Here is a 23,078-nt window from a genome sequence, read left to right on the forward strand (position 1 = left end):
ATCATGACCCATATCGTCGTCGTCGGCGCGGGCCAGGCGGCCGTGGCGCTCGCCGCACGCCTGCGGCTGGAGGGATTTGCGGGCGACATAACCCTGATCGGAGACGAACCGTTCGCACCCTACGAGCGGCCGCCGCTCTCCAAGGGAATCCTGCTCGGAAATACCGCACGGGAAAGCATCCTGCTGCGCGAGACTGCGTGGTACGGGCAGCACGGCGTGACGCTGCGCACCGGCGTGCCCGCTGTCGGCATCGACACCGCCGCGCGATTCGTGCGCCTGGAGGACGGCAGCCGGCTGACCTATGACGAACTGGTCTTCTGCACCGGTGCCGTTCCCCGGAAGCTGCCCGGCGAAATGGGCGGGAGCCTCGCGAGCGTTCATGCCCTGCGCGGCATGGCCGACACGGACAGGCTCGCCGCCGAACTGGCCCCGGGGCGGCACGTCCTGGTTCTCGGCGGGGGATATATCGGCCTCGAAACCGCGGCAACGGCCATCCGTCGCGGCCTTCGGGTCACGCTGGTCGAGATGGCGCCACGCATTCTGCAGCGTGTCGCCTGCCCGCAGACCTCGGCCTATTTCCAAGCCCTGCATGAGAGCCAGGGGGTCCGCATCCTGGTATCGACGGGACTTGCCCGTCTGGCCGGCACGGAAAGGGTGAGCGCTGCCGAGCTGGCCGACGGCACGATGGTGCCGATCGATCTCGCCGTCGTCGGAATCGGCGTCGTCCCGGAAACCGGCCTGGCGCAGTCGGCCGGAGTGGCAACGTCGAACGGCATTGACACCGATGCGGAGGGCCGCACGAACCTTCCCCATGTCTGGGCGGCCGGCGACTGCGCCAATTTCGTCTACAACGGCCGACGTATCCGCATCGAGAGCGTCGGGAACGCCATCGACCGCGCCGAAACTGTCGCCCGCGGCATTCTGGGAAAGGAGCAGGATCCGGCGACCGTGCCGTGGTTCTGGTCCGATCAGTATGACTGCAATCTGCAGATCGCCGGCCTCAATCTCGGATATGACGCGGTCCACGAGAAAACCTTTCCGGCCAGGCCGGCCTCGCGCGTTCATTGGTACTACCGGCAGGACCGGCTCATCGCCTGCGACGCGATGAACGCGCCCAGGGACTACATGATCGCCAAGCGGCTGATCGAAGCCGGACAGTCGCCCGACCCCGCGATCCTTTGCCGACCGGATGCCGATCTCAAAACCCTGCTGAGACGATGACGCGAGCGTAACCCATGACCATCGACCTGGTGATTTTCGACTGCGACGGCGTGCTGGTGGACAGCGAAAAGCCGACATCCGAAGCCATCGCAAGCAGCCTGACCCGCTTCGGATACCCCATCCGGAGTGAGGAGGTGCTCACCCGTTATCGGGGGAAGACCCTGTTCCAGATTGAGGCGAGCATCCGGACATGCGGCGCCGAGCTGCCGGCGGACTGGCACCGGCTTTGCGAGGACGAAATGTACGAGAGGCTGCGCACGGGGGTGGCCACCAGCAAAGGCGTGCCCGATCTGCTGCAGTTCCTGTCCGATGCGGGCGTGCGGGTCGGCATAGCATCGAACGGCGCCGCCGCGAAGATGCGCATCACGCTGGGACCCTCCGGCCTCTGGGACCGCCTCGGTACGATGATCCTCTCCGGGCACGACACGGGCTACCCGAAGCCGTCACCCTACATGCTGGAATCGCTGATGGACCGCGCGCAAGTGGCGCCGGAGCGGACCATGCTGATCGACGACAGCGGAGCCGGGCGTCAGGCGGCCGATGCCGCCGGCTGTCACTTCATCGGCTATTTCGAACACGGCGAGACGGGCAGCCTCCGGGACCGGTGTACCCACGTCGCTCACTCCATGGCGGACGTGGAGGAAATCCTGCGCAGATTGCGAAGCCGAGATCGCGGGCGGCCTTGAGGATCTGCTCGCGGCTCTGCTCCCGGCGCCTCCGCCGGAAGCGAAACCTTTTGTCAAGGGGGAAGGTTTGGCCGGCGGGGTGCCGACCCTTCAGAATTACTCCCCGCCCGCCTCGCCATGCCGCGCCGCCCAGTTGGCACCGCGGCGGAAGATGGTGCGCATCTCGGGAACGTCGAACTCCTTCGCCACGTGGCCGAGCGAGGAGTAGAAGACCCGGCCGTGGCCGTATTTCCGCTTCCACACCACCGGCATGACGACCCCGTCGATCCACCAGGCATGCTCGCCCGAAAAGGTGGTGGTCGCCAGCACCTCGTTCGACGGGTCGACATGCATGTAGTACTGCTCGGACGTGTAGGGGAAATCGGCGATCCCCGCCATCACCGGGTCGTCCGGACGGGTCACCTCGACCCTGTAGTCGATGATGTTGCCGGGATGGGCGACCCACTGGCCGCCGACGATGAACTGGTACTCGACGCAGTCGCGGAAGGCGTCGCCCGTCCCGCCATGGTAGCCGGCAAGGCCGACGCCGCTTTCGATCGCCGCGGCAAGGTTCCTCGCCTCCTCCTTCTCGATCTTCGACATGGTCATGATCGGCACGATCAGCGACAGGTCGTGGATCGCGGGATCGGCGAAGGCGGCCGTGCTTTCGGCGAGCGTCACGTCGAAGCCGTCCTCCTCCAGCATGGCCTCGATGATATGGGCGCACTGCTCCGGCTCGTGGCCTTCCCAGCCGCCCCAGACGATGAGTGCCGTCTTCATGTCGTGTCCTCCTTCGGTTAGCGGACGAGCCTGCCGTCGGCCAGCGATTCCGACAGGGGTGGCGGCCGGTCGACGCGCGTCGTAATCCTGATGGTTCTGCCCGTTTCCGCGGCCCGCTGGAAGGCTTCCATGACCTCGAGCACATGGAGCGCCAGCGCCCCGCTCGCCCGGTGCGGCCGGCCGGAGCGGATCGCATGCGCCATGTCGGCGACGCCGAGCGAGCGGTAGTTGCCGTCTGCATAGGGCTGATCGACGGCGACCGGCTGGAAGTCGCCGCCCTTCCTCAGGAGCTCGACCGGGCCGCCGAAGCGGTTCGGGTCCGGCACGACGAGCGTGCCGTCCGTGCCGTAGACCTCGATCGGCAGGTGCCTATGGCCGGCAACATCGAAGCTCATGCCGATCTGCACGACCGCGCCGTTCTCGAAGGCCATGACGCCCGCGACATGGGTGGCGACCTCGACTGGGATGCGCTCGCCGTTGCGCGGTTCGCTGGTGATCACCCGCTCCTTCCGCAGGGCGGTCGCGAAGGCGGCGACCTCGGCCACGGGACCGAGCAGGTTCACGAGGCCGGTGATGTAATAGGGCCCCATGTCGAGTATCGGCCCGCCGCCGGCCTCGTAGTAGAAGCCGGGATTGGGATGCCAGCGCTCGTGGCCGGGACACAGGAAGAAGGCCGTGCCGCCGACCGGCTGGCCGAGCACGCCCGAATCGACGACGGCGCGCGCCGTCTGGTGGCCGCCGCCGAGGAAGGTGTCGGGCGCCGCGCCGATGCGCAGGCCCTTGGTCTCGGCGGCCTCCGCAAGCCGCCTGCCCTCTTCGAAGGTGACGCCAAGCGGCTTTTCGGAATAGGTATGCTTGCCGGCTTCGAGCGCCCGCAGGGCGACGGCGACATGGGCCTTTGGCACAGTGAGGTTGACGACGAGCTCTATGGCATCGTCGGCAAGCAGCGCCTCGATCGATCGGGCCGGCACGCCGAACGCGTCGGCGCGGGCCTGCGCGGCGGCCGCGTCGAGGTCGGCGACGCCGCGGATGTCGAGGATCGGGAAGGAGGCCATCGCCGTCAGGTAGGCTGCCGAGATGTTGCCGCAGCCGATGATGCCGATCGGAAGTCTATCCATCCGTGTCGTTCCTTTCAGGCCGCGCTCGACCGGCCGGCATCGCCGTCCCGCAGCCAGCGGACATCGGCATCGGAAAGCGTGATCGAGAAGGCGTCGAGGCTGTGGTTGAGCTCGGCGAGCGATCCCGGCCCGATCAGCGGGACGATGCGGCCTTTCTGCGCCAGCACGTAGGCCAGCGCCACCTGGATCGGGTCCTTGCCGAGCTTGCGCCCGAGCGCGATCGCCCGGTCGCGGCGGGCGAAATTGCCCTCCGAATACCAGGCGCGGGCCAGCTCCGGATCGTCGAGCTTGCCGCGGCCCGCCCGGTCGGTGAAGAAGCCGCGCGCCTGGCTCGACCAGGCGAAGTTGGTGACGCCCTTCTCCTCCAGCCAGCGCATCCAGCCTTCGTCCGAGGACGCGATGCAGCCGGCCCAGACAGGCTGCACCATCTCGGCGAGCGAGAAGTTGTTGGACAGCACGCTGGGCTTCGTCCTGCCGGTGCGCTCGGCATAGGCGATCGCCGCGTCGAAGCGCTCCCGGGTCCAGTTCGAGCCGCCGAAGGGGCCGCGGATGCGGCCGGCCTTCACCTCCGCGTCCATCGCGTCGACGAATTCGCCGACGGGGATGTCGGGGTTGTCGCGATGCATGAAGTAGATGTCGACATAGTCGGTGCCCATGCGCTCGAGGCTGACCGCCAACTGCTTGCCGATGACGTCCGGATAGCAGAGCGGGCTGTGCGCGCCCTTGGCGATCACCACCGTCTCCTCGCGCACGCCGCGGCTGCGCATCCATTCGCCGACGAGGCGGTCCTGGGTGCCGTTGCCGTATTGGAAGGCGGTGTCGACGAGGGTGCCGCCCGCCTCGAAGAAGGCATCGAGCACGATGGCGGCGGAAGAGAAGGTCGAAAACTCCATGAGGCCGAGGGCGGCGAACGACATGTCCTTCGGCAGCCCGGCGATCCGCCCGCGCGGGATCCGGTCGATCCTGCGGCCGAGCACGTCGCCGCGCAGGGTACGCGTGCGCGCGGTATGCTTCTCGCCGTCGTATTCGAGGCCGATGGCGGCGCGCCACCGGTCCATCACCCGGAGGTTTGCGAGCGTGTCGGCTCTCGTCATGCCGGGATAAGCCAGCTCCGTGCGGCCGGCCCGGATCGCCTCGCCGGCCGCCTCGACCTCGAAACTGTAGAGATGGCGGGGCTCGACGACCGGCACCTCCCGCCGGCTGCCGTCCGCGCCGATCACGCGGATGGTGTTCGTGCCGCCCTGCTTGCCGCCGGCGAACCAGAACTGGTCCACCTCGATGCGGCCTTTCGTACCGAGCACGCGCAGCACGTTTTCCTGCGCGAGCGAGACGGAGCAGGAAATCTCGGCGATGATACCGTTCGGGAAGGAGAGGAGCGCGGAAGTCCATTCATCGACGCCGGTCTCGCCCAAGTGGCCGAGCGCCGTCACCTTGTCCGGCTCCATCACGCCCGACGGCGTGCCGATGCCGGCGATGAGGCGGGCCATCGACACCGGATAGCCGCCGACGTCGAGGATGCCCCCGCCGGCCTTCTCGTTGGAAAAGAGACGGTGGTCCGGATCGAAGGGCAGCTTGGCGAAGCCGAAGCTCGACGTGATCATGCGCACCGCGCCGACCGCGCCCGACCCGACGAGCTCGACGATCTTCGCCGTCAGCGGGTGGAGGCGGTACATGTATGCTTCGGCCATGAAGGTGCCGGCCTTGCGCGCCGCCTCGAACATGGCGTCGGCCTCCGCGGCGGAAAGCCCCATCGGCTTTTCGCAGAGCACGTGCTTTCCCTTCTCCGCCGCCTTGATCGCCCATTCGGCATGGAGCGGATGCGGGGTCGCGATATAGACGGCGTCGATCTCCGGATCGTCGAGCAGGGCCTCGTAGCCCTCGACGATCCGCGTTCCCGGAAAGGCCTCGGCAAGCCCGGGCTTGCCGGGGTCGCGCGCGCCGATCGCGACCACCCTGCCGTTTGCGGACTGGGCGGCGCCGGCGAAGAAGTCCCGGGCGATCGTGCCCGGCCCGAGGATGCCCCAGCGAATCCTGTCTGTGTCGTTCATGGTCTTTTCCTTGTCGGTCTCCCGCAGGCGGGCGTTTTCTGTCGGATGGGCGGCGCGCAGGGCGCGCGCCGGTTACGGGGAAAGGATCGGCTTGCGCGCCGTGACGGTCTGCCGGCCGTCGCCGGCGAAGAGATAGGCGTCGCGCGGATCGATGGAGAGAAAGACCCGGCCGCCGGCTTCGACGGGTGTGACCTGGCCGATCTGCACGGTGAGGCTGCCGGTGCCGCTCTCCGAGCCCACGCATTGCAGCGGGGCGGCATCGACGTAGAGGATCGTCTCCCGACCGAGATGCTCGACGAGCCGGACCCTGCCGTCGATGGCCGCATCCTCGCCCGGTGAGGAGAGGAGCGCGATGTTCTCCGGCCGCACGCCCAGGGTCAGCCGGTCGCCCGGCGCGACCGCGGCACCCTCCGCGAGCCTCACGGCAAGCGGCGCGAGGCCCGGGGCCGCGACACGCGCCTCGCCGCCCGAAACGGCCTCCACGGTGACGTCGAAAAAATTCATGCGCGGCGCGCCGAGGAAGCCGGCGACGAACAGGTTGTCGGGATTGCGGTAGAGCTCCAGCGGCGAGCCGACCTGTTCGATCGCGCCGCGGTTGAGGACCACGATACGGCTCGCCATGGTCATCGCCTCGATCTGGTCGTGGGTGACGTAGACCATGGTCGCGCCGAGCTCGGCGTGCAGGCCGGAAAGCTCGACGCGCATCTGCGTGCGCAGCGCCGCATCGAGGTTCGACAAGGGTTCGTCGAACAGGAAGACGTCCGGCGAGCGCGTGATGGCGCGGCCGATCGCGACGCGCTGGCGCTGGCCGCCGGAGAGCTGCTTCGGCCGCTTGTCGAGCTGGTCGGTGATGCGCAGGATTTTCGCGGCGCGGGCGACGGCGGCGTCGATCTCCGCCTTCGGCCGTTTCGCCATCCTGAGGCCGAAGCCCATGTTCTCGGCGACCGTCATGTGCGGATAGAGCGCATAGGACTGGAAGACCATGGCGATGCCGCGGTCTCCCGGCTCCTGCCCGCTCACGTCGCGGCCCTTGATGAGGATCTGGCCGGAGGAGATGCTTTCGAGGCCGGCGATGGCCTTGAGCAGGGTCGACTTTCCGCAGCCCGAAGGGCCGACCATGACGATGAACTCGCCCTGCTCGACGGCGAGGTCGATGCCGCGCAGGGCGTGGTAGGCGCCGTAGCTCTTGTGGATCTGGCGGAGTTCGAGGCTTGTCATCGTGTCCTTCCCGTGCGGGGTCCTGTCGTTTCGGGCGGTCGGGGCGGCGGTCATCCCTTCACGGCCCCCATGGTGAGGCCGGCGATGAAGTGTCTCTGCATCAGGAAGAACATGACGACCGGAGGCACGGCGACCACGACGGTGCCGGCCGAGATGAGGTTCCAGGCCGACACCCATTCGCCGCGCAGGTTGGCAAGCCCTGCCGTCACCGGCTTCACGCTGTCGCTGATGGTGAGCACGACCGCCCAGAAATAGTCGTTCCAGATGAAGGTGAAGAGCAGGATCGCGAGCGCCGCCAGCGCCGGGCGCACCAGCGGCACGACCACGTGGATAAGCGTCTGGAAAGGCGTCGCTCCCTCGGCGCGCGCGGCCTGGAAGAGTTCCGCCGGCAGCGCGGCGATGAAGTTGCGCATGAAGAGCGTCGCGAAGCCCGTCTGGAAGGCGACGTGGAAGATCACCAGCGCGGCCGTGGTGTCGTAGAGCCCGAGGCGGACCATCAGGTCGCGCACCGGGATCATCATGATCTGGTGCGGCAGGAAGTTGCCCCCGACGAAGAGCGCGAAGACCAGCATGTTGCCGGGGAAATGGTAGCGGGCGAGCACGAAGCCCGCGAGCGTCGAGAGCACGAGCACCGCGGCGACGGAAGGCACGGTGATGATCAGGCTGTTGAGGAAATATTGCGCCATCGGGGTCTGGGTGAAGACCGCCGTGTAGTTCTCGACGAGGCTGATCCTGGTGGGCCAGCCCCAGAGGTTGCCGCCCATGACGTCCTGCATGGAGCGGAGCGAGGTGAGGATGATGGCGAACAGCGGCGCCAGCCACAGGAGCAGGATCATGGCGGTGGCCGCCATGTAGAGGCGGCGGTGCCAGAGCGCGTCTTCGGGGATCGGCCGCGGGAACATCACGCGCTCCTTTCTTCGGCGCGGACGATGCGCGTAAGATACCAGGCGATGAAGGCGGCCATGATGACGAAGAGCACGGAGGCGATCGCCGCGCCGTAGCCGAAGCGGTAGGAGAAGATCGACTGCTCGAACATCTGGTAGGCGAGCACCGAGGACGAGCCGAAGGGCCCGCCGCGCGTCATGACGGAGATCATGTCGAAGGAGCGCAGCGCCCCGACCACCGTGACGGCGATGGCGATGAAGGTGACCTGGGTGAGCTGCGGCAGCACGATATGATAGAGCATGTTCCAGCCCTTTGCGCCGTCGACGCGGCCGGCGCCGATCAGTTCCTCGCTCAGGTTGTTGAGGCCGGCGAGATAGAGGACCATGCAGAAGGCGACCTGCGGCCAGAGCGCTGCGATCACGATGGCGAAGGTAACGAAGTGCTCGTCCGACAGCACGGCCGGCGCGGTGGCGCCGAAGAAGCGGAAGATCAGCGCGAGCAGGCCGAATTCCGGGGTGTAGACCCAGGTGAAGACGACGCCGACCGCGACCGAGGCAAGCACGAGCGGGATGAAGAACATCGACTTCACGAAGCGCATGCCCCTGATCTTCTGGTTGACGAGAAGCGCGATCGCAAGCCCGATCGGCGGCGCCAGCATGAACATGACGAGCCAGATCAGGTTGTTCCTGAGCGAGACGTAGAATTGCGGGTCGTCGATCAGTTCCCGGTAGTTGCCGAGGCCGATCCAGACCATGGGGCCGAAGCCGTCCCAGTCGTGCAGGCTGATCCAGAGGCTCTGGACCGAGGAGGCGAGGATGACGACGGCGAAGAGCACCGCGCCGGGCAGGATCAGGAGCGTCGGGGTAAGCCACCAGCGGTGGCGACGCCAAAGGCTCATCATTCGCGACTGTCCTTCTGTGAGGGAAAGGAGGGCGGGGCCGCGACAGCCCCGCCCGACGGCACCGGATCGGGAGGACCTCAGAGCTTGAAGATCCGGCGCCGTGTTCCCTCGAGGCGTTCGAGGATCGCGCCGCGGCGCTCGGGCCGCGCCATGAACTCCTGGAAGCCGACGAGCCCGGCCTGGGCCATGTCGGGGTCGGTGTCGCGGTCGTAATATTGCGAGGTGCCGGCCACCGTCTTCAGGCTCTCGACGGCCGCGTTGACGAGCGGGTCCTTGCTCGCCGGCAGGTCGTTGCGCGGCGGCACATTGCCGGCGGGCTCCAGATAAGCAGCGAGGTTCTCCGGCTTGTAGAAGAAGGAGAGGAATTCCCGGCCGCCCGCCTTGTTCTTGGCATTCGCCGGGATGTGCACGGAATTGAGGGAGAATTCCTCGTAGCGCGAGAGGCTCGCATCGATCGTCGGGAAGGGCGCGAACGTGAGCTGGCCGAGGTCCTCCTCCGGGAAGGCGTAGCGCACGAAGGCACCGAGGTTCATCATGCCCGCCCGCTTCTGCGCCAGGAAGGCGCCAGCCTCCTGCCAGCCGAAGGAGGTATGGTCGGGCGTGAAGAAACCCTGCTTGATGAGCTCTTCCCAATGGTCGAAGACCGGCGTCAGCGCGGCGTCCGTATAGGCCATTTCGCCGTTCATCAGCGCGAAGTGTCGATCAAGGCCATTGATGCGCAGGTTCATCTGGTCGAACCATCCCGCCGCCGGCCAGAGGTCCTTGGTGCCGATCGAGACCGGCACCAGGCCGGCGCCCTTGCACTTCTCGCCGAAGGCGAGGAAGTCGTCCCAGGTCGCCGGCACGGCGAGGCCGTTCTGGTCGAAGACGTCCTTGCGGTAGAACATGCCCCAGAGCGTGCCCCCGGTCGGCAGGCCGTACTGCTTGCCGTCCACGGTGACGGCGCCGGTCGTCGCCCCCAGCACGTCGGCATATCTCTCCTTCTCGAAGAGGTCGGAAATGTCGTCGAACAGACCGCGGTTGACGAAGGCGCGCATGCGGTTTCCGGAGAACCAGAAGCAGACGTCCGGCGCGCCGGCGACAAGGTAGTTGCGGATCGCCGTCTTGTGCGCCTCGTGGTCCATGTTGTTGACGGTGACCTTGGTGCCGGAGGCCTTCTCGAAATCGGCCGCGATGCGCCGCAGCGCCTCCTGGACGTTCGCGTTGCTCTCCGCGGAAATGACGGTCACTTCGCTCGACTGGGCAATGGCGGGGGCCGGAAAGCCGCCCATTGCGGCCGCCGACAGGCCGGCCGCGCTCTTGAGGAACGTACGTCGAGTTGGCGTGCGCTCGATCCATTTGAAAGTCATGTCGATAGTCCTCCCTTTGAATCTACCGTCTCGACCGCCTGCCCCGTCTCCTCACGGGGCTGCAGCCGGCAACGAGGTTCCCATTCCGGCGCATGGCTGCGTACCAGAATTCTCCTATGGGATACCTGCTTGCGCCATTGGCCGGTTCTGCGCCTGGCAAAGCGTTTCCGGTGTTGATCGGCAGGGGGAGTTATGCATAGGTGCTGGCAGGATGCAATATTAATTTACAAAATAAATTAAAGAGGCGACGTGAAGATCAAAGGCGACCAGAGCACGACCCGCGCGATGAACCGCAGGCTGATCCTAAACCTCCTTCGGCGCGAAGGCATGAAGAGCCGTGCTGAAATAGCCGCCGCGACCGGACTCAGCCCGGCGGCGGTGACCTTCGTCGTCGGCGACCTCCTGGAAGAGGGCCTCCTCGTCGAGGGCAAGTCCGTCGCGGGGTCGCAGGGGCGGCGACCCATTCCCGTGGGCATCAACTATGACGGCGGCGTCGCGCTCGGCTTCAAGCTCATGGTGGGAAGCGTCGAATGCGTCGTGACGGACCTGGAGACGACGCCGCTCGGCTCCCTGCGCCTGCCTTTGCCGGCGCACGATCCCGAGACGATCGTCGATACGCTGGCGAAGGCCGCGCCGGACCTGATCGCGCTCGCCGACCGCCCCGCGGCCCGCCTGATGGGCATCGGCATCTCCATCCCCGGGGTCATCGACAACCAGCGCGCCGTCTGCGTGCGCAGCAACCGGTACGATTGGGACAACGTTCCCCTCGGCGACCTCGTGGCCAAGCGCCTCGGCGTGCCCGTCTGGCTGGAGGACGACACCAACGCCTATGCGATCGCCCAGCAGCTCTTCGGCCTCGGACGACACCATCGCACCATGGGCGTTCTCGCGATCGGCGTCGGGATCGCCTGCGCGCTCGTGCTCGAAGGCAAGCTCTATCGGGGCGCGAACGGGGCGGCCGGCAAGTTCGGCCACATACCCTACGAGGAGGGCGGACGGCTCTGCGAATGTGGAAAGCGCGGCTGCCTGATGTCCTACTTTTCCGAGCCGGCGATCCTGCGGACATGGCGCGAGCGCAGCGGCCGCAAGGAGACGGACGGACGGGCGGAACTGGTGGCGGCGCTCGCAGCCGGCGAGAACGCGGCACACGCCGTCGTGCGCGAGGCGGGCGAGACGATCGGGCGCTATCTCGCGGGTGCGATGAATGTCGTCGATCCCGAGGTGATCGTGGTGGGCGGCGAGGCGGTCGCCTATGGCGAAGCGCTTTTCGAGCCCCTGCGCGCCGCCTTGAGCCGCTACGCCTTCCGCACCGCGCCCCCCGTGCTGCCGGACTGGGAAGACAATTCCTGGGCCCGCGGCGCAGCCGCGCTCGTCACGCAGAAGCTCTTCGATTTCGAGACGACGGCCGGAAACGCCGAGGCTGGTGGCCACGAATGAAGTCCGGCGCAGCGCGCACCGGGACGAGAACCACGAGCCGCACGTCGTGAAGTTCAGCAATCTCGTTGTGAAAAGGATTTCGAGATTGCAACCAAATGCCGAAGGCATCGGAAGCCGAAAACCAAAAGTTGACAACCCGATGGAGAGCGCCTATATATCGACTGTCGATATTTGCTTGCTTAGCTTTGGTTATCGCGCGCTTGGCACCGTGCCCTGAACGAATCTTTTCTTTCAAAAATCGCTATCACATCTGCAGCGCCGCGGGCGTTGTGGTTCTCTTATTGCTATGAAAGGGTTCATCATGACCACTGGCACAGTTAAATGGTTCAATTCCACCAAGGGCTTCGGCTTCATTCAGCCTGACAATGGCGGCTCTGATGCGTTCGTCCACATCTCTGCCGTCGAGCGCGCCGGAATGCGCGAGCTCGTGGAAGGCCAGAAGATCGGCTACGACCTGGAGCGCGACAACAAGTCGGGCAAGATGTCGGCCTGCAACCTGCAGGCTGCCTGAATCATCCCGGTATCCGCTCTCCGTTGACCACGGATGTACTGGCACTGTCGAGAGCATGATACCAGCAAGGTCAGGCGGATCGCCTGGCCTTTTTTGTTGCCGCGCTATCCTGCGGCGTCCCATCCGGAAAAGATCATCATGTCACAGACCCACAGCAAATCCCGCCAGAAGGCGGAGATCGCCTTCGCCAGTGCCCAATCGCAATTCTTCGCCCGCAACAGCGCCGTCGAGGAACTCGATTCCCTCGTTCTGGCCCGAGAGGAAAAGACGCGGCGGCTTCGTGAAGCCCGCCTTGCAAAAGAATTGAAGGACCGGGAGGCGGCGACCGCCTCTCTCATCGCCAGACGGGCCAAGACGGCCTGACTTGTTGCAATACGATTTGCAGGACAAAGATTTGAAGAACGCCAGAAACAACGACCTTTTCGACCGCCGCAATGCGGCCACGCAAGCAAAGACCGCTCTCCTGAATGCCTATCGTGCGGCAGCGGCTGCCGCCGAACCCGTCAGGTTGGAGAAACAAGCGGAACGGATGGCCGTTGCCGCTGCCAGGGAGGAGCGGCGTCTTGAGCGCGAGCGGATAAAGCGCAGCGAGGCCGAGCGCCGCGCAGCCGAGGCCGCCGAGCGGCAGGCAGCTGCGGACGCCGCAGCGCGGGCCGAAACCGAAGCGCGCGAGGCCGCGGAAAGAAATCGCATCGCACGGGTGCTCGACGAGGCCGCCCGCAAGGCTGAGCGCGATCGGCGTTACGCCAACCGCAAGGCCAGACGCGCCTAGCATCCCGGGTTTTCGGATATTCGATCGAATCTGCGGGGCCGTGCGGCCCTGCGGCGTCAGGCAAAACCAGATGCTTTCGGCAGTTTCTTCTCGCCCATATATCATGCGGACGGAGAGGAAGCCTTTCTGGCGAACATCAAGCGTATCGAGGAGGCTGCGGTCGACAGCATATATTCCGACCTGCGGTTGCGCGGCACGAACGAATGGACGGAAGTGCTTGTCAAGGACAAGGCAAGCAATTTCGTCACGACGCTGCTGACATCGTTCACGTTGATCGTGCCTGAGGGCCCGAAGGCCGAATGAATTTTTCGGAAACCGTCGGTTCAGGCGCCATAGCCGACCGCCAACTCTGGACCCGACAGCCGCAAGGCGGGCTTTGGAAAACATCCCGATCTGAGATCGGAAATCCCAATCTGCCCAATCCTTCTGGCAGGCGGTGGGTTGAACGTGCGACGGATTTCAGCCCCGGCGAAGATGAATCGAACGGCAGCAAGTGGCCGATTTGCCGCGCACCTCGATACGACCGCGCACCCGCGTTGTAAGTAAGGTGCCAAGCACAAGTGACTGCAGCACGATCAACGTTCAAGCACTATCCTTTCACCGCCCCGGCGGTGAGCCCGCTCACGATCTGGCGCTGGAACGCCATCACGAGCAGGAACAGGGGCGCGGTGATCGAAACGGCCGCCGCAATGGCTTCGACCTGATCGGTCGTCGTCGTCTCGCGGTTGAAGTAGGCGGCGATGGCGGGAACCATCGTCATGTCCGACTGGTCGAGCAGCAGCGACGTCACGAGAAAGTCGTTATACGCCAGCAGGAAGCTGAACAGGCCCGTCGTGATCACGCCCGGCCACATCACCGGCATGATGACCCTTCGGAACGCCTGGAAATGGGTACAGCCGTCGACGCGCGCCGCCTCGTCCAGCTCGGCGGGGATGCTCTGGAAGAACGAGCGCAGCATCCAGATCGTGAAGGGCTGGTTGATCGACACGAGCACGATGATGACGGCGACCTCGGCGGCCTCCTGGACCGCGCGATGCAGTTGCCGCGACGAGATCGGTGCGGCTGCGGCCGGGGAACAGCCAGCCATGCGGAAGCATGATCCCGCGTCGCCGGCCTTCGCGCCACCACAGACGCAGCAGTTCGAGGAGCTGCGGCGAGAGCATCGCGTTGCGATCCTTCCGGCCCTTCCCCTGCTCGACGCGAAGGAGCATGCGCGCCGAGTCGACGTCGTCGACCTTGAGGTGCGCGACCTCGGACACACGCAGGCCTGCACCATAGGCAACACCAAGCGCGGCCTTGTACTTGAGGCCGGGTGCAGCTTCGAGCAGCCGCGCCGCCTCCTCCACGCTGAGCACATCCGGCAGCTTGCGGTGATAGCGGGTGATCACCAGGGCGCGCGACAAATCCCGGCGCTGCAGCGTCACCAGAAACAGGAACCGGAGCGCCGTGACAGTGCTGTTGATGGTCGCAGGCCCAACGCCCTTCTCGTGCTGATCGAGCTGGAAGCGGCGGATATCGTCCGGCGTCGCGGTGTCGGGCGAGCGGCCGAGAAACGCGGCGAAGCACCGGACGTGACGAACGTAGTCCTGCCGCGTGTGGGAGCCGAGGCCCCGCATGAGCATGTCGTGCTGCATGCGCTGGCGAAGCGGCGAGACGGTTGCATCGGTCGACGGGGTAGCCATGGCGAGTTCCTCTCGTTGAAGGGAACTCCATGGTCGGCTCGCCCGACGCTACCTGCTCAAAGGCTATGAAGACTACGCCATCTCAAGTCGTGGCGCCCCTCCCGCGAAGCGGGTTCGTGCATGATGGCGAAAGCAGTCATTGTTTTCGGGTCGTTTGACGCTAATGCTTAACCCGGATGATGGAGCGCGGTCATTCCTCCGTCGGCCATCAAGCATGTAGCATTGATGAAGGGGCACTCATCCGAGATAAGAAAGAGAGCGGCTTTGGCGATCTCTTCCGGCGTTGCGATGCGCCCGCCGGGATGTAGCTTCATGGTTTCCGCCTCGGCCGCTGCCGGATCGGCAAAGCTGTTCCAGTACTCGACAACCTTCTGGGTGCGCACATAGCCAGGCGCAAGCGCGTTCACCCGCACGCCCTGTCCGGCATATTCGAGCCCCAGCGCCTTCGTCATGCCCAGCAGCGCATGTTTGGCGACCGGATAGGGGAAGGTGTGCGGAATGATGGTGAAGGCATGCGTCGAGGCAATGTTGAGGATGACGCCACCCCCCTCCTCGATCAGGCCCGGCAGCACGGCCCTGCTGCAATTCCAGGCCCCCTTCAGATTGATGTCGAGGCAGCGCTGCCAGTCGGCATCGCTCAATTGCAGCGGTTCGGAAAAAACATTGACACCGGCATTGTTGACGAGCGCGTTCGGCCGTCCGATCTCCCGGCCTGCCAAGGCGACAGCGGCCTCAATGGCAGCGGCGTCCGTGATGTCCGCCGCGGCAAAGCCGAGCGTCCCACCCGACGCGCGAAGACGCGCGGCTTGTGTGGAGAGGAGATCGCCGTCACGGTCGATCAGGAAGAGACGGGCGCCTTCCGCAAGGAAGGCTTCGGCCATAGCAAAGCCGATCCCCTGCGCCGCACCGGTCACGATGATCCGCTTTCCCTCAAGCCGTCCAGCCATGCCCGTTCTCCTTACCACTCGGCGACGCTACCGTCCGCATGGCGCCAGACGGGGTTGCGCCATCGATGGCCCTCCTTGGCGCGCTCGATGACATATTGCTCGTCCACCTCCACGCCGAGGCCCGGCCCCTGCGGGATCGACACGAAGCCGTCCGCATAGTGGAACACCTCCTTGTTCGAGATGTAGTCGAGGATGCCGTTGCCCTTGTTGTAATGGATGCCGAGGCTCTGCTCCTGGATGAAGGCATTGTAGGAGACGGCGTCGACCTGAAGGCAGGCGGCAAGCGCGATCGGCCCCAGCGGGCAATGCGGCGCCAGCGCCACGTCGTAGGCTTCGGCCATGGCCGCGATCTTGCGGCATTCCGTGATGCCGCCGGCGTGGGAGAGGTCGGGCTGGAGGATGTCGACATAGCCGTCCGCCAGCACCGTCTTGAAATCCCAGCGCGAATAGAGCCGTTCGCCGAGCGCGATCGGCGTCGAGCAATGGTTGGCGATCTCCTTCAGCGCCTCGCGGTTCTCTGAGAGCACCGGCTCCTCTATGAAGAGCAGCTTGAACGGCTCCAGCTCCTTCGCCAGCACCTTGGCCATCGGCCGGTGCACGCGGCCGTGGAAATCGACGCCGATGCCGATATAGGGACCGATCGCCTCGCGGATCGTCGCAATCGTCTTGACCGCCTTCTCCACCTTGTCCCAGGTATCAATGATCTGCATCTCCTCGCAGCCGTTGAGTTTGATCGCCTTGAAGCCGCGGGAAACGACCTCGCGGGCATTGTTGGCGACGTCCGAGGGCCGGTCGCCGCCGATCCAGGAATAGACCTTGATCCTGTCGCGCACCTGGCCGCCGAGCAGGGCGTGAACCGGCTGGCCATAGGCCTTGCCCTTGATGTCCCAGAGCGCCTGGTCGATGCCGGCAAGCGCTGACATGTGGACGGCGCCGCCGCGATAGAAGCCGCCGCGGTAGATGACCTGCCAATGATCCTCGATGAGCAGCGGGTCCTTGCCGATGAGGTAGTCCGAGAGCTCGTGCACGGCGGCTTCCACGGTCAGCGCGCGCCCTTCCACCACCGGCTCGCCCCAGCCGACGATGCCCTCGTCCGTCTCCACCTTCAGGAAAAGCCACCGCGGCGGCACGATATAGGTCGAAAGCTTCGTGATCTTCATGAGATGGTTTCCTTTAGACTGTGCCGCCGGCTAGGCCGCGCCCGCAAGGATGAGGTCCGCAGCCTTGGCAGCGGCGCCCAGCACCGCCGCATTGGTGTTTCCGCTGACGATGGTGGGCATCATGGATGCATCGACGACGCGCAGATTGCGGACCCCGCGCACGTTGAGCCCGGCGGTAAGCACCGCCATCTCGTCGCCGTCATGGCCCATCTTGCACGTGCCGACCGGGTGATAGCCCGTCTTGACCGTCCGCCTGCAATGGTCGGCGATGGCCTCGTCGGTCGTCACGTCCGTGCCCGGGAAGATTTCGCGGTCGATGAGGTCCCGCATCGGCGAGGCGGCAAGAACCGACCGGGCGAAGCGGAAACCGGCGATCGTCAGGCGAAGATCATCGGGATGGCCGAAGATGCCGGTGCTGACGACGGGATCGGCCAGGGGATCGGCGGAGGAGAGCGTGACGCTGCCACGGGCCTTAGGGCGCAACAGCAGCGAATTGATCGTCACGCCGTCGCCCGGATCCATCCCCATCACGTCGCGATCGAGATAGACGGTCGGGACGCAGAACATCTGGATGGTCGGCTCGGCATTGTTGCCGTCCGGATCGTAGAAGGCGCAGGTCTCTACACCCGTCGTCGTGACCGGACCGGACTTGAAGAGCAGGTATTGCAGGCCGGCCTTGATCATCGGCCAGCCGCGATCCTGCCCGTAATAGCCGAAGGTCCCTCGGGTCGTGGCAACGACCGGGCATTCGTAATGGTCCTGAAGGTTCTGTCCGACACCCGGAAGGGAGATTTCCGTGCGGATGCCGTGCCGCGCCAGCTCCACCTCCGGGCCGATGCCGGACAGCATCAGCAGCTTCGGCGTCTGGTAGGCGCCCGCCGCAAGAACGACCTCCATGCCGGCGCTCGCCGTCCTGCGCGTCCCGCCTCGAAGATATTCGACGCCCACTGCCCTACCACCTTCGAGTACGAGCTTCGTCACGGTCGCTTCGGTCTCGATGGTCAGCAGCGGATCGTTCATGACCGGCGCCAGGAAGGCGTCGACGGCGCTGCACCGCCGGCGGGTCCGCCAGTCGATCGTGTGCTGCATCAGGCCAACGCCGAACTGCTCCGCGCCGTTGAAATCCGGGTTCCATGGGATGCCCATACCCTGCAGCGTCTTTATATAGGTGCGGGTCATGGGGCTGGTATGGCCGAGGTTCGAGATCTTCAGCGGCCCGCCGACGCCGTGGAATTCTCCGGCCAGGTGGTCGTTGTCCTCGTGCGCCTTGAAATAAGGCAGCATGTCCCGGTAGGACCAGGCGCCGTCGCTCTGGACGCCCGGCGGCGTGATCGCCGCGTTCCAGCGGTCATAGTCCGCGGCCTGACCGCGCATGTAGACCATCGCATTGACCGTGCTGCCGCCTCCGAGGACCTTGCCCTGCGGCACGATGGGACCGCGGCCGCCGAGCTGCGGCTGCGGCGCGGTGCGATGCATGGAAAGGTAGGTGTCCTTCGCCAGGAACTTCATGTAGCCGGCAGGGAAGTGCATGATAGGATTGGCCTTGCGCGGCCCCCGCTCGATAATCAGGACCCGGGCGCGCGCGTCCTTCACGAGCCGCGCCGCCACGACGCAGGCCGAACTGCCGCCGCCGACGATAATGTAGTCGTATCGTGTCTCGTGAGACATGCCGGATTCTCCGTTCAGGGGAGCCTTGCCGGCATCATGCGGATGCTGCCGGCCAGTGCTTCGCCGGGTTGCAGGACCGCAAGATCGCCAAGGCCAGCCTGATTATGGCCATCGGCAAGGTGCGACATCGGCTCGAAGCAGAAGTAATCCCGCTGAAACGCCGGGTCGAAACCGGTATCAGACACGAAGACGAAGGCGTGCCGGAATAGCGGATCGGCAGAGAGGGTAAGCCGCGTGCCGCGCTCCGGCCAGTCGATCCGGGCCTGCCCTGACCAACCCTCGAACCCGTTGTTGACCCAGCGGTGCGGCAGGCCGCGCGGCGCGCGGAAATCGACGTCTTCCGGAATCTCGACGGCCTCGCCGGGCAACCAGCCGTCCACCTCCGTCCAGTATTTGCGGGCGGGCGCAAGAAGCGTCGTCTGCGGCGTCATCGGAAAATAGGGGTGCCATCCGAGACCGAACGGCAGGGCGGTTTCGCCGCGGTTCGTCACGGAAAGGGTCAGGACGAAGGCACCGTCCTCGATGGCAAAGCGCTGCGTCGCCGCATAGCGGTAAGGCGTGCCCTCCCCGGCGAGATGCACAAAGAAAAGCTCCACGGAATTTGTGCCGCTCTCAACTACCGACCAGTCCGCCTGCCAGCCCTCGCCGTGCAGGTAATGGGGATCCCAGGCCGTGTTGGGCTGGAACCGGTAGTCCCGGCCCGCGAAGCGGAAGGCATTGCCGCGCACGCGGTTGCCGAAGGGCACGAGCGGGTAGCAGCCGGAGGCAAGCGCGTCGGCCTCAACACCGGGCGCCGGTCGCAGCAGCGGGATGGGTATGTCGCTCGGCTTCCACCACAGGCCGAGCACCAAACCGCCGGCAGTGGAAATGCGGGCCGACAAATCGCCCTTACCGATGTCGATGACCGTCATGGCAAACCCTCAGCCCCTGTTGCGCACCGCGCCGCGCTTGATCGCCTGTATATTGGCGAGAACCGCGACGACGATGATGATTCCGCGCACGACCTGCTGAAAGAACGGGTTGATGCCGAGCAGGACAAGCCCGTTGCCGATGAGCGTGATGACCAGCACGCCAAGCAGCGTGCCGAGCATAGAGCCCCGGCCGCCGGAAAGCGCCGTGCCGCCGACCACGACGGCCGCGATGACATCGAATTCCAGCCCGCTCGCCGCCGTCGCATTGCCCGAGCCGAGACGCGAGAGCAGCAATATGCCCGAGACGGCGGCCATGGCGCCGGCGATGGCGAAGAGCTGAACGCGGATGCGCGACACGTTGATGCCCGAGAGGAATGCGGCATGGGGATTGCCGCCGACGGCATAGACGGAACGGCCGAAGGCGGTCTTGCGGCTGACAAAGGCGAACACGGCGAAAAGGACCAGCATGATGATCGCCGCCGGCGGCACGCCGAAAACGGGACGGTCGAGCATGTCGACGATGTCATTGCGGCCGATCGAGACGGGCAGCGCATCCGTGACGAAGAGTGCCGTGCCGCGCAGCGCGCTCCAGAGGCCGAGCGTGCCGACGAAGGACGGCACGTCGAAATAGGCACGCAGGGCGCCGGCGATCGAGCCGAGGGCCGCGCCGATCAGGATGGCGAGAACGAAGGCGAGCGGCGTCGGGACGCCCCATTGTAGCAGATAGGCGAGTGCGACGGAAATGAAGGCGACCATGGGGCCGACACTGACGTCGATCTCGCCGGAAATGATGATCAGTGTCGCCGCCCAGGCCGCGATGCCGATGGTTGCCGCATCGCGCAGGATATTGATCTGGTTGTTGAAGCTCATGAAGCCGTTGGCCGTCGTCGTGAACACCACGTAGAGCACGACGATGGCGACGAAGAGGCTGAGCTCGTTCATATGCTGCGAGAAGCCGCGGCGACGCGGCGCGGCGCCTGCCGCGGTCCGGATTGCCTGGTCGTTGGACATGTTCGCCTCCGTCAATGGCCGGCGATGCAGGCTGCCATCACGGCGTCCTGATCGATATTGGGGGATGTGAATTCTTCCAGCAGTCTGCCTTCACGCAGCACGAGCACGCGGTCGCAGACGAGCGGCAGTTCCTCGATCTCGCTGGAAACGAAGATGACGCTGCGCCCTTCCGCCGCCAGCTGCCGGATGATCGCGTAGATCTGCGCCTTCGCCTCCACGTCGACGCCGCGGGTCGGCTCGTCGAGCAGCAGGACGCGGCTGCCGGCATGGATCCAGCGGCCGATGACGACCTTCTGCTGGTTGCCGCCGGACAGCGTCCCGATAGGCGTACCTGTATCCGCGGTCTTCACATGCAGGCGCGCGATCACATTGCGGGTCGCCTGCGCAATGTGACGGGCTGAGAGGATGCCGTGATGGCTGACGGCGGCGAAATCCGTCGCGACCATGTTCTCGTCGACGCCGAGAAGCGGCACGATACCCTCCTCTTTACGGCTCTCCGGCGTGTAACCGAAGCCGCGCTCGAGCATGGCACGGTAGCGCGGCCGCCCGACGGAGATGCCGTCGACCGCGATGCGGCCGCCGTCGAACGGGCGCACGCCCATGATCGCCTGCAGAAGCTCCGTCCGCCCTGCCCCGAGGAGGCCGGCGATGCCCAGCACCTCACCTTGGCGCAACTGGAACGACACCGAGTTGAGCTTGGGCGCAAACGCGAGGTCGGAAACCTCCAGGACGACCTTGTCACGAGCCTGCGTTTCAAAAACTGCCGACTGGGCGGCCTCGGAACCGAGCATCAGGCGCACGATCTCGCGCGTGTCGGCGCCTGCCACGTCCACCGTGTCGATAATGCGGCCGTCCCGCATGATCGTCGCGGACCGGGCGATCTGGCGGATCTCGTTCATGCGGTGGCTGATATAGATGACGGCAATGCCATCCTCGGCGATGCGCTTGACGGCGGCCATGACCTTTTCGGCCTCGGCGGCGGCCAGCGAGCTCGTCGGCTCGTCGAGGATGACCAGCTTCGGCTTGCCGAGCAGAACGCGCGCGATCTCGACGAGCTGGCGCTCGGCGGGGCTGAGGCCTGCCACGAGATCGGACGGCGGCATTTCCAGCCCGAGGCGCTGCATGGCGACACGCGCCTCGGCCTCCATGGCATCATAGTCGAGAATGCCCGCCCGGCGAGGCCAACGGCCGAGGAACAAATTTTCCGTGATGCTCATGCCGGGAACGAGGCTGAGTTCCTGATAGACGACGCGCACGCCCCGGTCGAAGGCTTCCTGCGCACGGGCGGAGCCACCCTGGCTCAACGCGACGCCGTCGATCGTCACCGTGCCGGAATCGGGCACCTCGGCACCGGTCAGCATGCGGATCAGCGTGGATTTGCCCGCACCGTTCTTGCCGAGGAGCGCCCTCACCTCGCCGGGCGCGACGCGGAAGGTCGCATCGTCGAGCGCCAACACGCCGGGATAGCGCTTGGTGCAGCCTTCAAGCGCGGCGATGGCGCCGGCACCCGCTTCGCTGCGAGGCTTGCTTGCGGAATAGATCATGGCGGAACTGCCTGGATTCGGACATTGGACATGTCGGCGGCGATACGGCCGGCATCCTTCAGGGGTGCCGGCCGGCTTGGTCGGGACAGCGGCGTTTCACCACACGCCGCGAAGTTCAGGGAATGCCGTCGGCATGCGCTTCGAGCCACGCCTTCCCGTCCTCGGCACTCTTGTAGAGGTCGATGTCATAGGCAACCTTGATGTCGGCCGGCGGATTGCCGTCGATCGCCTTGATCGCCTGCTCCAGCGCCAGCTTGCCGAGACCCTGGCCGGAAATATCGACCACAGCCTTGATGACGCTGAAGTCGGCGAGCTCTTGGGCGATTTCCGTCGTCATGTCGCCGCCGAAGACCACGGTCTTGCCGACCCGGCCCTGGCTTTTGACGGCACGCGCCGCTCCGAGGGTCGCACCGCCCGCTTCGCCGAAGAAGGCGTCGAGATCCGGGTGGGACGACAACATCGTGCTGGCGACCGAAACGGCCTTGTCGAGGATCGCGCCTTCCTGGTTATCGACGATCTTCGCACCCGGAACCTTGGCGAACAGCGCTTCCTCGAAGCCCTTGCGCCGCGTGACGCACACTTCGACGAATTCGCAGTTGAGGACGGCGATCTTGGGCGCATCCTTCTTCTCCGCCAGGAAATATTCGGCGGCGGCATCGCCCAGCTTGTGGCCGAACTCATAGGGATCGCCGACCGCGTAGGCGGAGACGTATTCCTTCATGTCGCTTTCGCTGAGGCATGTATTGTAGCAGACGACCGGAATGCCGGCATCGTGCGCGCGGCGGATCGCACGATAGGAGCCGTCGGCCGATACGGGCGAGACGATGATCGCCTGGACGCCGGCCGAGATGAGCGAGTCGATGAAGGACGATTCCTTGCTGACGTCGCCCTGGGCATTGGTCTCGATGACCTCCAACGTGCGGCCGGCATCCTTGGCGCCGTCCTGGATGCCCTTGCGCACGCCGGCATAGAAGCCCTGCGCATCCATGTAGATCGCGCCCACCTTGAGGTCTTTGTCCTGCGCGAATGCCGTCGATGCCGTCAACGCGGCAATGGTCGCCAGCGCAGCTGTGGCTATGAACTTCATATGCTCCTCCCATGAATTGATGACAGGCGCGGCAGGCGTGCCAATGGCACCCCGCTCACGTTGGGCATACCCTAATTCGCGTCATATGAATGTCAATATAAATACGATTTATTTTTTGATATTCGGTGAATTCTCACACCGGTCGCTGGAAAGAATCGAGGAA

The 23,078-nt window shown here is 65.6% G+C and carries 21 protein-coding genes and 2 pseudogenes; 8 read left to right on the forward strand and 15 right to left on the reverse strand.

Annotated features, from left to right (window positions below; translation table 11 throughout):
- Nucleotides 1-3: 3 nt before the first annotated feature.
- A complete protein-coding gene (locus ACIIOY_RS20505; RefSeq protein WP_411036533.1) occupies nt 4-1,221 on the forward strand; it encodes an NAD(P)/FAD-dependent oxidoreductase in 1,218 nt (405 codons plus the stop codon).
- 14 nt (nt 1,222-1,235) lie between these two features.
- On the forward strand, nt 1,236-1,907 hold the full coding sequence (locus ACIIOY_RS20510) for an HAD family hydrolase (protein ID WP_411036534.1): 672 nt from the start codon (nt 1,236-1,238) through the stop codon (nt 1,905-1,907).
- Between the two features lie 96 nt (nt 1,908-2,003).
- Here ACIIOY_RS20510 and ACIIOY_RS20515 read toward each other — a convergent pair whose 3' ends face one another.
- From ACIIOY_RS20515 to ACIIOY_RS20545, 7 genes are all read right to left on the reverse strand, one after another.
- A complete protein-coding gene (locus tag ACIIOY_RS20515) occupies nt 2,004-2,666 on the reverse strand; it encodes a ThuA domain-containing protein (RefSeq protein WP_411036535.1) in 663 nt (220 codons plus the stop codon).
- Between the two features lie 17 nt (nt 2,667-2,683).
- Complete coding sequence (locus ACIIOY_RS20520) at nt 2,684-3,784, reverse strand: Gfo/Idh/MocA family protein (RefSeq protein WP_411036536.1); 1,101 nt, start codon at nt 3,782-3,784, stop codon at nt 2,684-2,686.
- Nucleotides 3,785-3,798: 14 nt separating this feature from the next.
- On the reverse strand, nt 3,799-5,832 hold the full coding sequence (locus tag ACIIOY_RS20525) for an aldo/keto reductase (protein WP_411036537.1): 2,034 nt from the start codon (nt 5,830-5,832) through the stop codon (nt 3,799-3,801).
- A gap of 72 nt (nt 5,833-5,904) precedes the next feature.
- Nucleotides 5,905-7,050, reverse strand: coding sequence for an ABC transporter ATP-binding protein (locus tag ACIIOY_RS20530; protein ID WP_411036538.1), 1,146 nt, complete (start codon nt 7,048-7,050; stop codon nt 5,905-5,907).
- A gap of 50 nt (nt 7,051-7,100) precedes the next feature.
- On the reverse strand, nt 7,101-7,952 hold the full coding sequence (locus ACIIOY_RS20535; RefSeq protein ID WP_411036539.1) for a carbohydrate ABC transporter permease: 852 nt from the start codon (nt 7,950-7,952) through the stop codon (nt 7,101-7,103).
- Nucleotides 7,952-8,836 carry a carbohydrate ABC transporter permease gene (locus ACIIOY_RS20540; protein ID WP_411036540.1) on the reverse strand — a complete coding sequence of 295 codons (885 nt, stop codon included), beginning with the start codon at nt 8,834-8,836 and terminating at the stop codon, nt 7,952-7,954. The genes ACIIOY_RS20535 and ACIIOY_RS20540 overlap by 1 nt, the downstream gene beginning before the upstream one ends.
- Nucleotides 8,837-8,913: 77 nt before the next feature.
- The gene (locus tag ACIIOY_RS20545) at nt 8,914-10,185 is read right to left on the reverse strand and encodes an ABC transporter substrate-binding protein (protein ID WP_411036541.1); all 1,272 of its coding nucleotides are present in this window, start codon (nt 10,183-10,185) and stop codon (nt 8,914-8,916) included.
- Nucleotides 10,186-10,434: 249 nt separating this feature from the next.
- Between ACIIOY_RS20545 and ACIIOY_RS20550 the strand changes: the two genes are divergently transcribed.
- The 6 genes and pseudogenes from ACIIOY_RS20550 to ACIIOY_RS20575 all read left to right on the forward strand — a co-directional run.
- Nucleotides 10,435-11,622, forward strand: a complete 1,188-nt coding sequence (locus ACIIOY_RS20550; protein WP_411036542.1) for an ROK family transcriptional regulator — start codon at nt 10,435-10,437, stop codon at nt 11,620-11,622.
- Nucleotides 11,609-11,839: a hypothetical protein gene (locus ACIIOY_RS20555; RefSeq protein WP_411036543.1), complete on the forward strand. Its 231-nt coding sequence runs from the start codon at nt 11,609-11,611 to the stop codon at nt 11,837-11,839. The genes ACIIOY_RS20550 and ACIIOY_RS20555 overlap by 14 nt, the downstream gene beginning before the upstream one ends.
- A gap of 84 nt (nt 11,840-11,923) precedes the next feature.
- A complete protein-coding gene (locus ACIIOY_RS20560; RefSeq protein WP_411036544.1) occupies nt 11,924-12,133 on the forward strand; it encodes a cold-shock protein in 210 nt (69 codons plus the stop codon).
- A 138-nt stretch (nt 12,134-12,271) separates the two neighbouring features.
- The gene (locus ACIIOY_RS20565; protein ID WP_411036545.1) at nt 12,272-12,496 is read left to right on the forward strand and encodes a hypothetical protein; all 225 of its coding nucleotides are present in this window, start codon (nt 12,272-12,274) and stop codon (nt 12,494-12,496) included.
- A 31-nt stretch (nt 12,497-12,527) separates the two neighbouring features.
- Nucleotides 12,528-12,905 (forward strand): DUF6481 family protein, encoded by a 378-nt coding sequence (locus ACIIOY_RS20570; RefSeq protein WP_411036591.1) that lies wholly within the window; start codon nt 12,528-12,530, stop codon nt 12,903-12,905.
- Nucleotides 12,906-13,001: 96 nt separating this feature from the next.
- Nucleotides 13,002-13,208, forward strand: a pseudogene (locus ACIIOY_RS20575) (hypothetical protein); the annotation flags it as partial.
- Between the two features lie 286 nt (nt 13,209-13,494).
- Here the strand turns inward: ACIIOY_RS20575 and ACIIOY_RS20580 are convergent.
- The 8 genes and pseudogenes from ACIIOY_RS20580 to ACIIOY_RS20615 form a co-directional block, all read right to left on the reverse strand.
- Nucleotides 13,495-14,587 (reverse strand): annotated as a pseudogene (locus tag ACIIOY_RS20580) (ABC transporter permease subunit).
- Nucleotides 14,588-14,754: 167 nt separating this feature from the next.
- Nucleotides 14,755-15,534: an SDR family oxidoreductase gene (locus tag ACIIOY_RS20585; protein ID WP_411036546.1), complete on the reverse strand. Its 780-nt coding sequence runs from the start codon at nt 15,532-15,534 to the stop codon at nt 14,755-14,757.
- 11 nt (nt 15,535-15,545) lie between these two features.
- On the reverse strand, nt 15,546-16,694 hold the full coding sequence (gene dgoD, locus ACIIOY_RS20590) for a galactonate dehydratase (protein ID WP_411036547.1): 1,149 nt from the start codon (nt 16,692-16,694) through the stop codon (nt 15,546-15,548).
- A 30-nt stretch (nt 16,695-16,724) separates the two neighbouring features.
- A complete protein-coding gene (locus ACIIOY_RS20595; protein ID WP_411036548.1) occupies nt 16,725-18,362 on the reverse strand; it encodes a GMC family oxidoreductase in 1,638 nt (545 codons plus the stop codon).
- Nucleotides 18,363-18,376: 14 nt separating this feature from the next.
- Nucleotides 18,377-19,273: an aldose 1-epimerase gene (locus tag ACIIOY_RS20600; RefSeq protein WP_411036549.1), complete on the reverse strand. Its 897-nt coding sequence runs from the start codon at nt 19,271-19,273 to the stop codon at nt 18,377-18,379.
- A 9-nt stretch (nt 19,274-19,282) separates the two neighbouring features.
- Nucleotides 19,283-20,284, reverse strand: coding sequence for an ABC transporter permease (locus ACIIOY_RS20605; protein ID WP_411036550.1), 1,002 nt, complete (start codon nt 20,282-20,284; stop codon nt 19,283-19,285).
- 11 nt (nt 20,285-20,295) lie between these two features.
- Complete coding sequence (locus tag ACIIOY_RS20610; protein WP_411036551.1) at nt 20,296-21,828, reverse strand: sugar ABC transporter ATP-binding protein; 1,533 nt, start codon at nt 21,826-21,828, stop codon at nt 20,296-20,298.
- A 115-nt stretch (nt 21,829-21,943) separates the two neighbouring features.
- Nucleotides 21,944-22,915 (reverse strand): substrate-binding domain-containing protein, encoded by a 972-nt coding sequence (locus ACIIOY_RS20615; RefSeq protein ID WP_411036552.1) that lies wholly within the window; start codon nt 22,913-22,915, stop codon nt 21,944-21,946.
- Nucleotides 22,916-23,078 lie beyond the last annotated feature (163 nt).

Origin of the sequence: Shinella agrisoli (assembly GCF_046557955.1) — a bacterium.
In the GTDB taxonomy this organism is placed as follows: domain Bacteria; phylum Pseudomonadota; class Alphaproteobacteria; order Rhizobiales; family Rhizobiaceae; genus Shinella.

Excerpts from the sequence above, each read along its gene's own strand:
- ACIIOY_RS20510 (WP_411036534.1), top strand. The coding sequence starts at position 1,236 with ATGACCATCGACCTGGTGATTTTCGACTGCGACGGCGTGCTGGTGGAC.
- ACIIOY_RS20595 (WP_411036548.1), bottom strand. The coding sequence starts at position 18,362 with ATGTCTCACGAGACACGATACGACTACATTATCGTCGGCGGCGGCAGT.
- ACIIOY_RS20560 (WP_411036544.1), top strand. The coding sequence starts at position 11,924 with ATGACCACTGGCACAGTTAAATGGTTCAATTCCACCAAGGGCTTCGGC.
- ACIIOY_RS20565 (WP_411036545.1), top strand. The coding sequence starts at position 12,272 with ATGTCACAGACCCACAGCAAATCCCGCCAGAAGGCGGAGATCGCCTTC.
- dgoD (WP_411036547.1), bottom strand. The coding sequence starts at position 16,694 with ATGAAGATCACGAAGCTTTCGACCTATATCGTGCCGCCGCGGTGGCTT.
- ACIIOY_RS20535 (WP_411036539.1), bottom strand. The coding sequence starts at position 7,952 with ATGTTCCCGCGGCCGATCCCCGAAGACGCGCTCTGGCACCGCCGCCTC.
- ACIIOY_RS20520 (WP_411036536.1), bottom strand. The coding sequence starts at position 3,784 with ATGGATAGACTTCCGATCGGCATCATCGGCTGCGGCAACATCTCGGCA.
- ACIIOY_RS20530 (WP_411036538.1), bottom strand. The coding sequence starts at position 7,050 with ATGACAAGCCTCGAACTCCGCCAGATCCACAAGAGCTACGGCGCCTAC.
- ACIIOY_RS20600 (WP_411036549.1), bottom strand. The coding sequence starts at position 19,273 with ATGACGGTCATCGACATCGGTAAGGGCGATTTGTCGGCCCGCATTTCC.
- ACIIOY_RS20525 (WP_411036537.1), bottom strand. The coding sequence starts at position 5,832 with ATGAACGACACAGACAGGATTCGCTGGGGCATCCTCGGGCCGGGCACG.
- ACIIOY_RS20540 (WP_411036540.1), bottom strand. The coding sequence starts at position 8,836 with ATGATGAGCCTTTGGCGTCGCCACCGCTGGTGGCTTACCCCGACGCTC.
- ACIIOY_RS20610 (WP_411036551.1), bottom strand. The coding sequence starts at position 21,828 with ATGATCTATTCCGCAAGCAAGCCTCGCAGCGAAGCGGGTGCCGGCGCC.
- ACIIOY_RS20505 (WP_411036533.1), top strand. The coding sequence starts at position 4 with ATGACCCATATCGTCGTCGTCGGCGCGGGCCAGGCGGCCGTGGCGCTC.
- ACIIOY_RS20605 (WP_411036550.1), bottom strand. The coding sequence starts at position 20,284 with ATGTCCAACGACCAGGCAATCCGGACCGCGGCAGGCGCCGCGCCGCGT.
- ACIIOY_RS20545 (WP_411036541.1), bottom strand. The coding sequence starts at position 10,185 with ATGACTTTCAAATGGATCGAGCGCACGCCAACTCGACGTACGTTCCTC.
- ACIIOY_RS20615 (WP_411036552.1), bottom strand. The coding sequence starts at position 22,915 with ATGAAGTTCATAGCCACAGCTGCGCTGGCGACCATTGCCGCGTTGACG.
- ACIIOY_RS20515 (WP_411036535.1), bottom strand. The coding sequence starts at position 2,666 with ATGAAGACGGCACTCATCGTCTGGGGCGGCTGGGAAGGCCACGAGCCG.
- ACIIOY_RS20585 (WP_411036546.1), bottom strand. The coding sequence starts at position 15,534 with ATGGCTGGACGGCTTGAGGGAAAGCGGATCATCGTGACCGGTGCGGCG.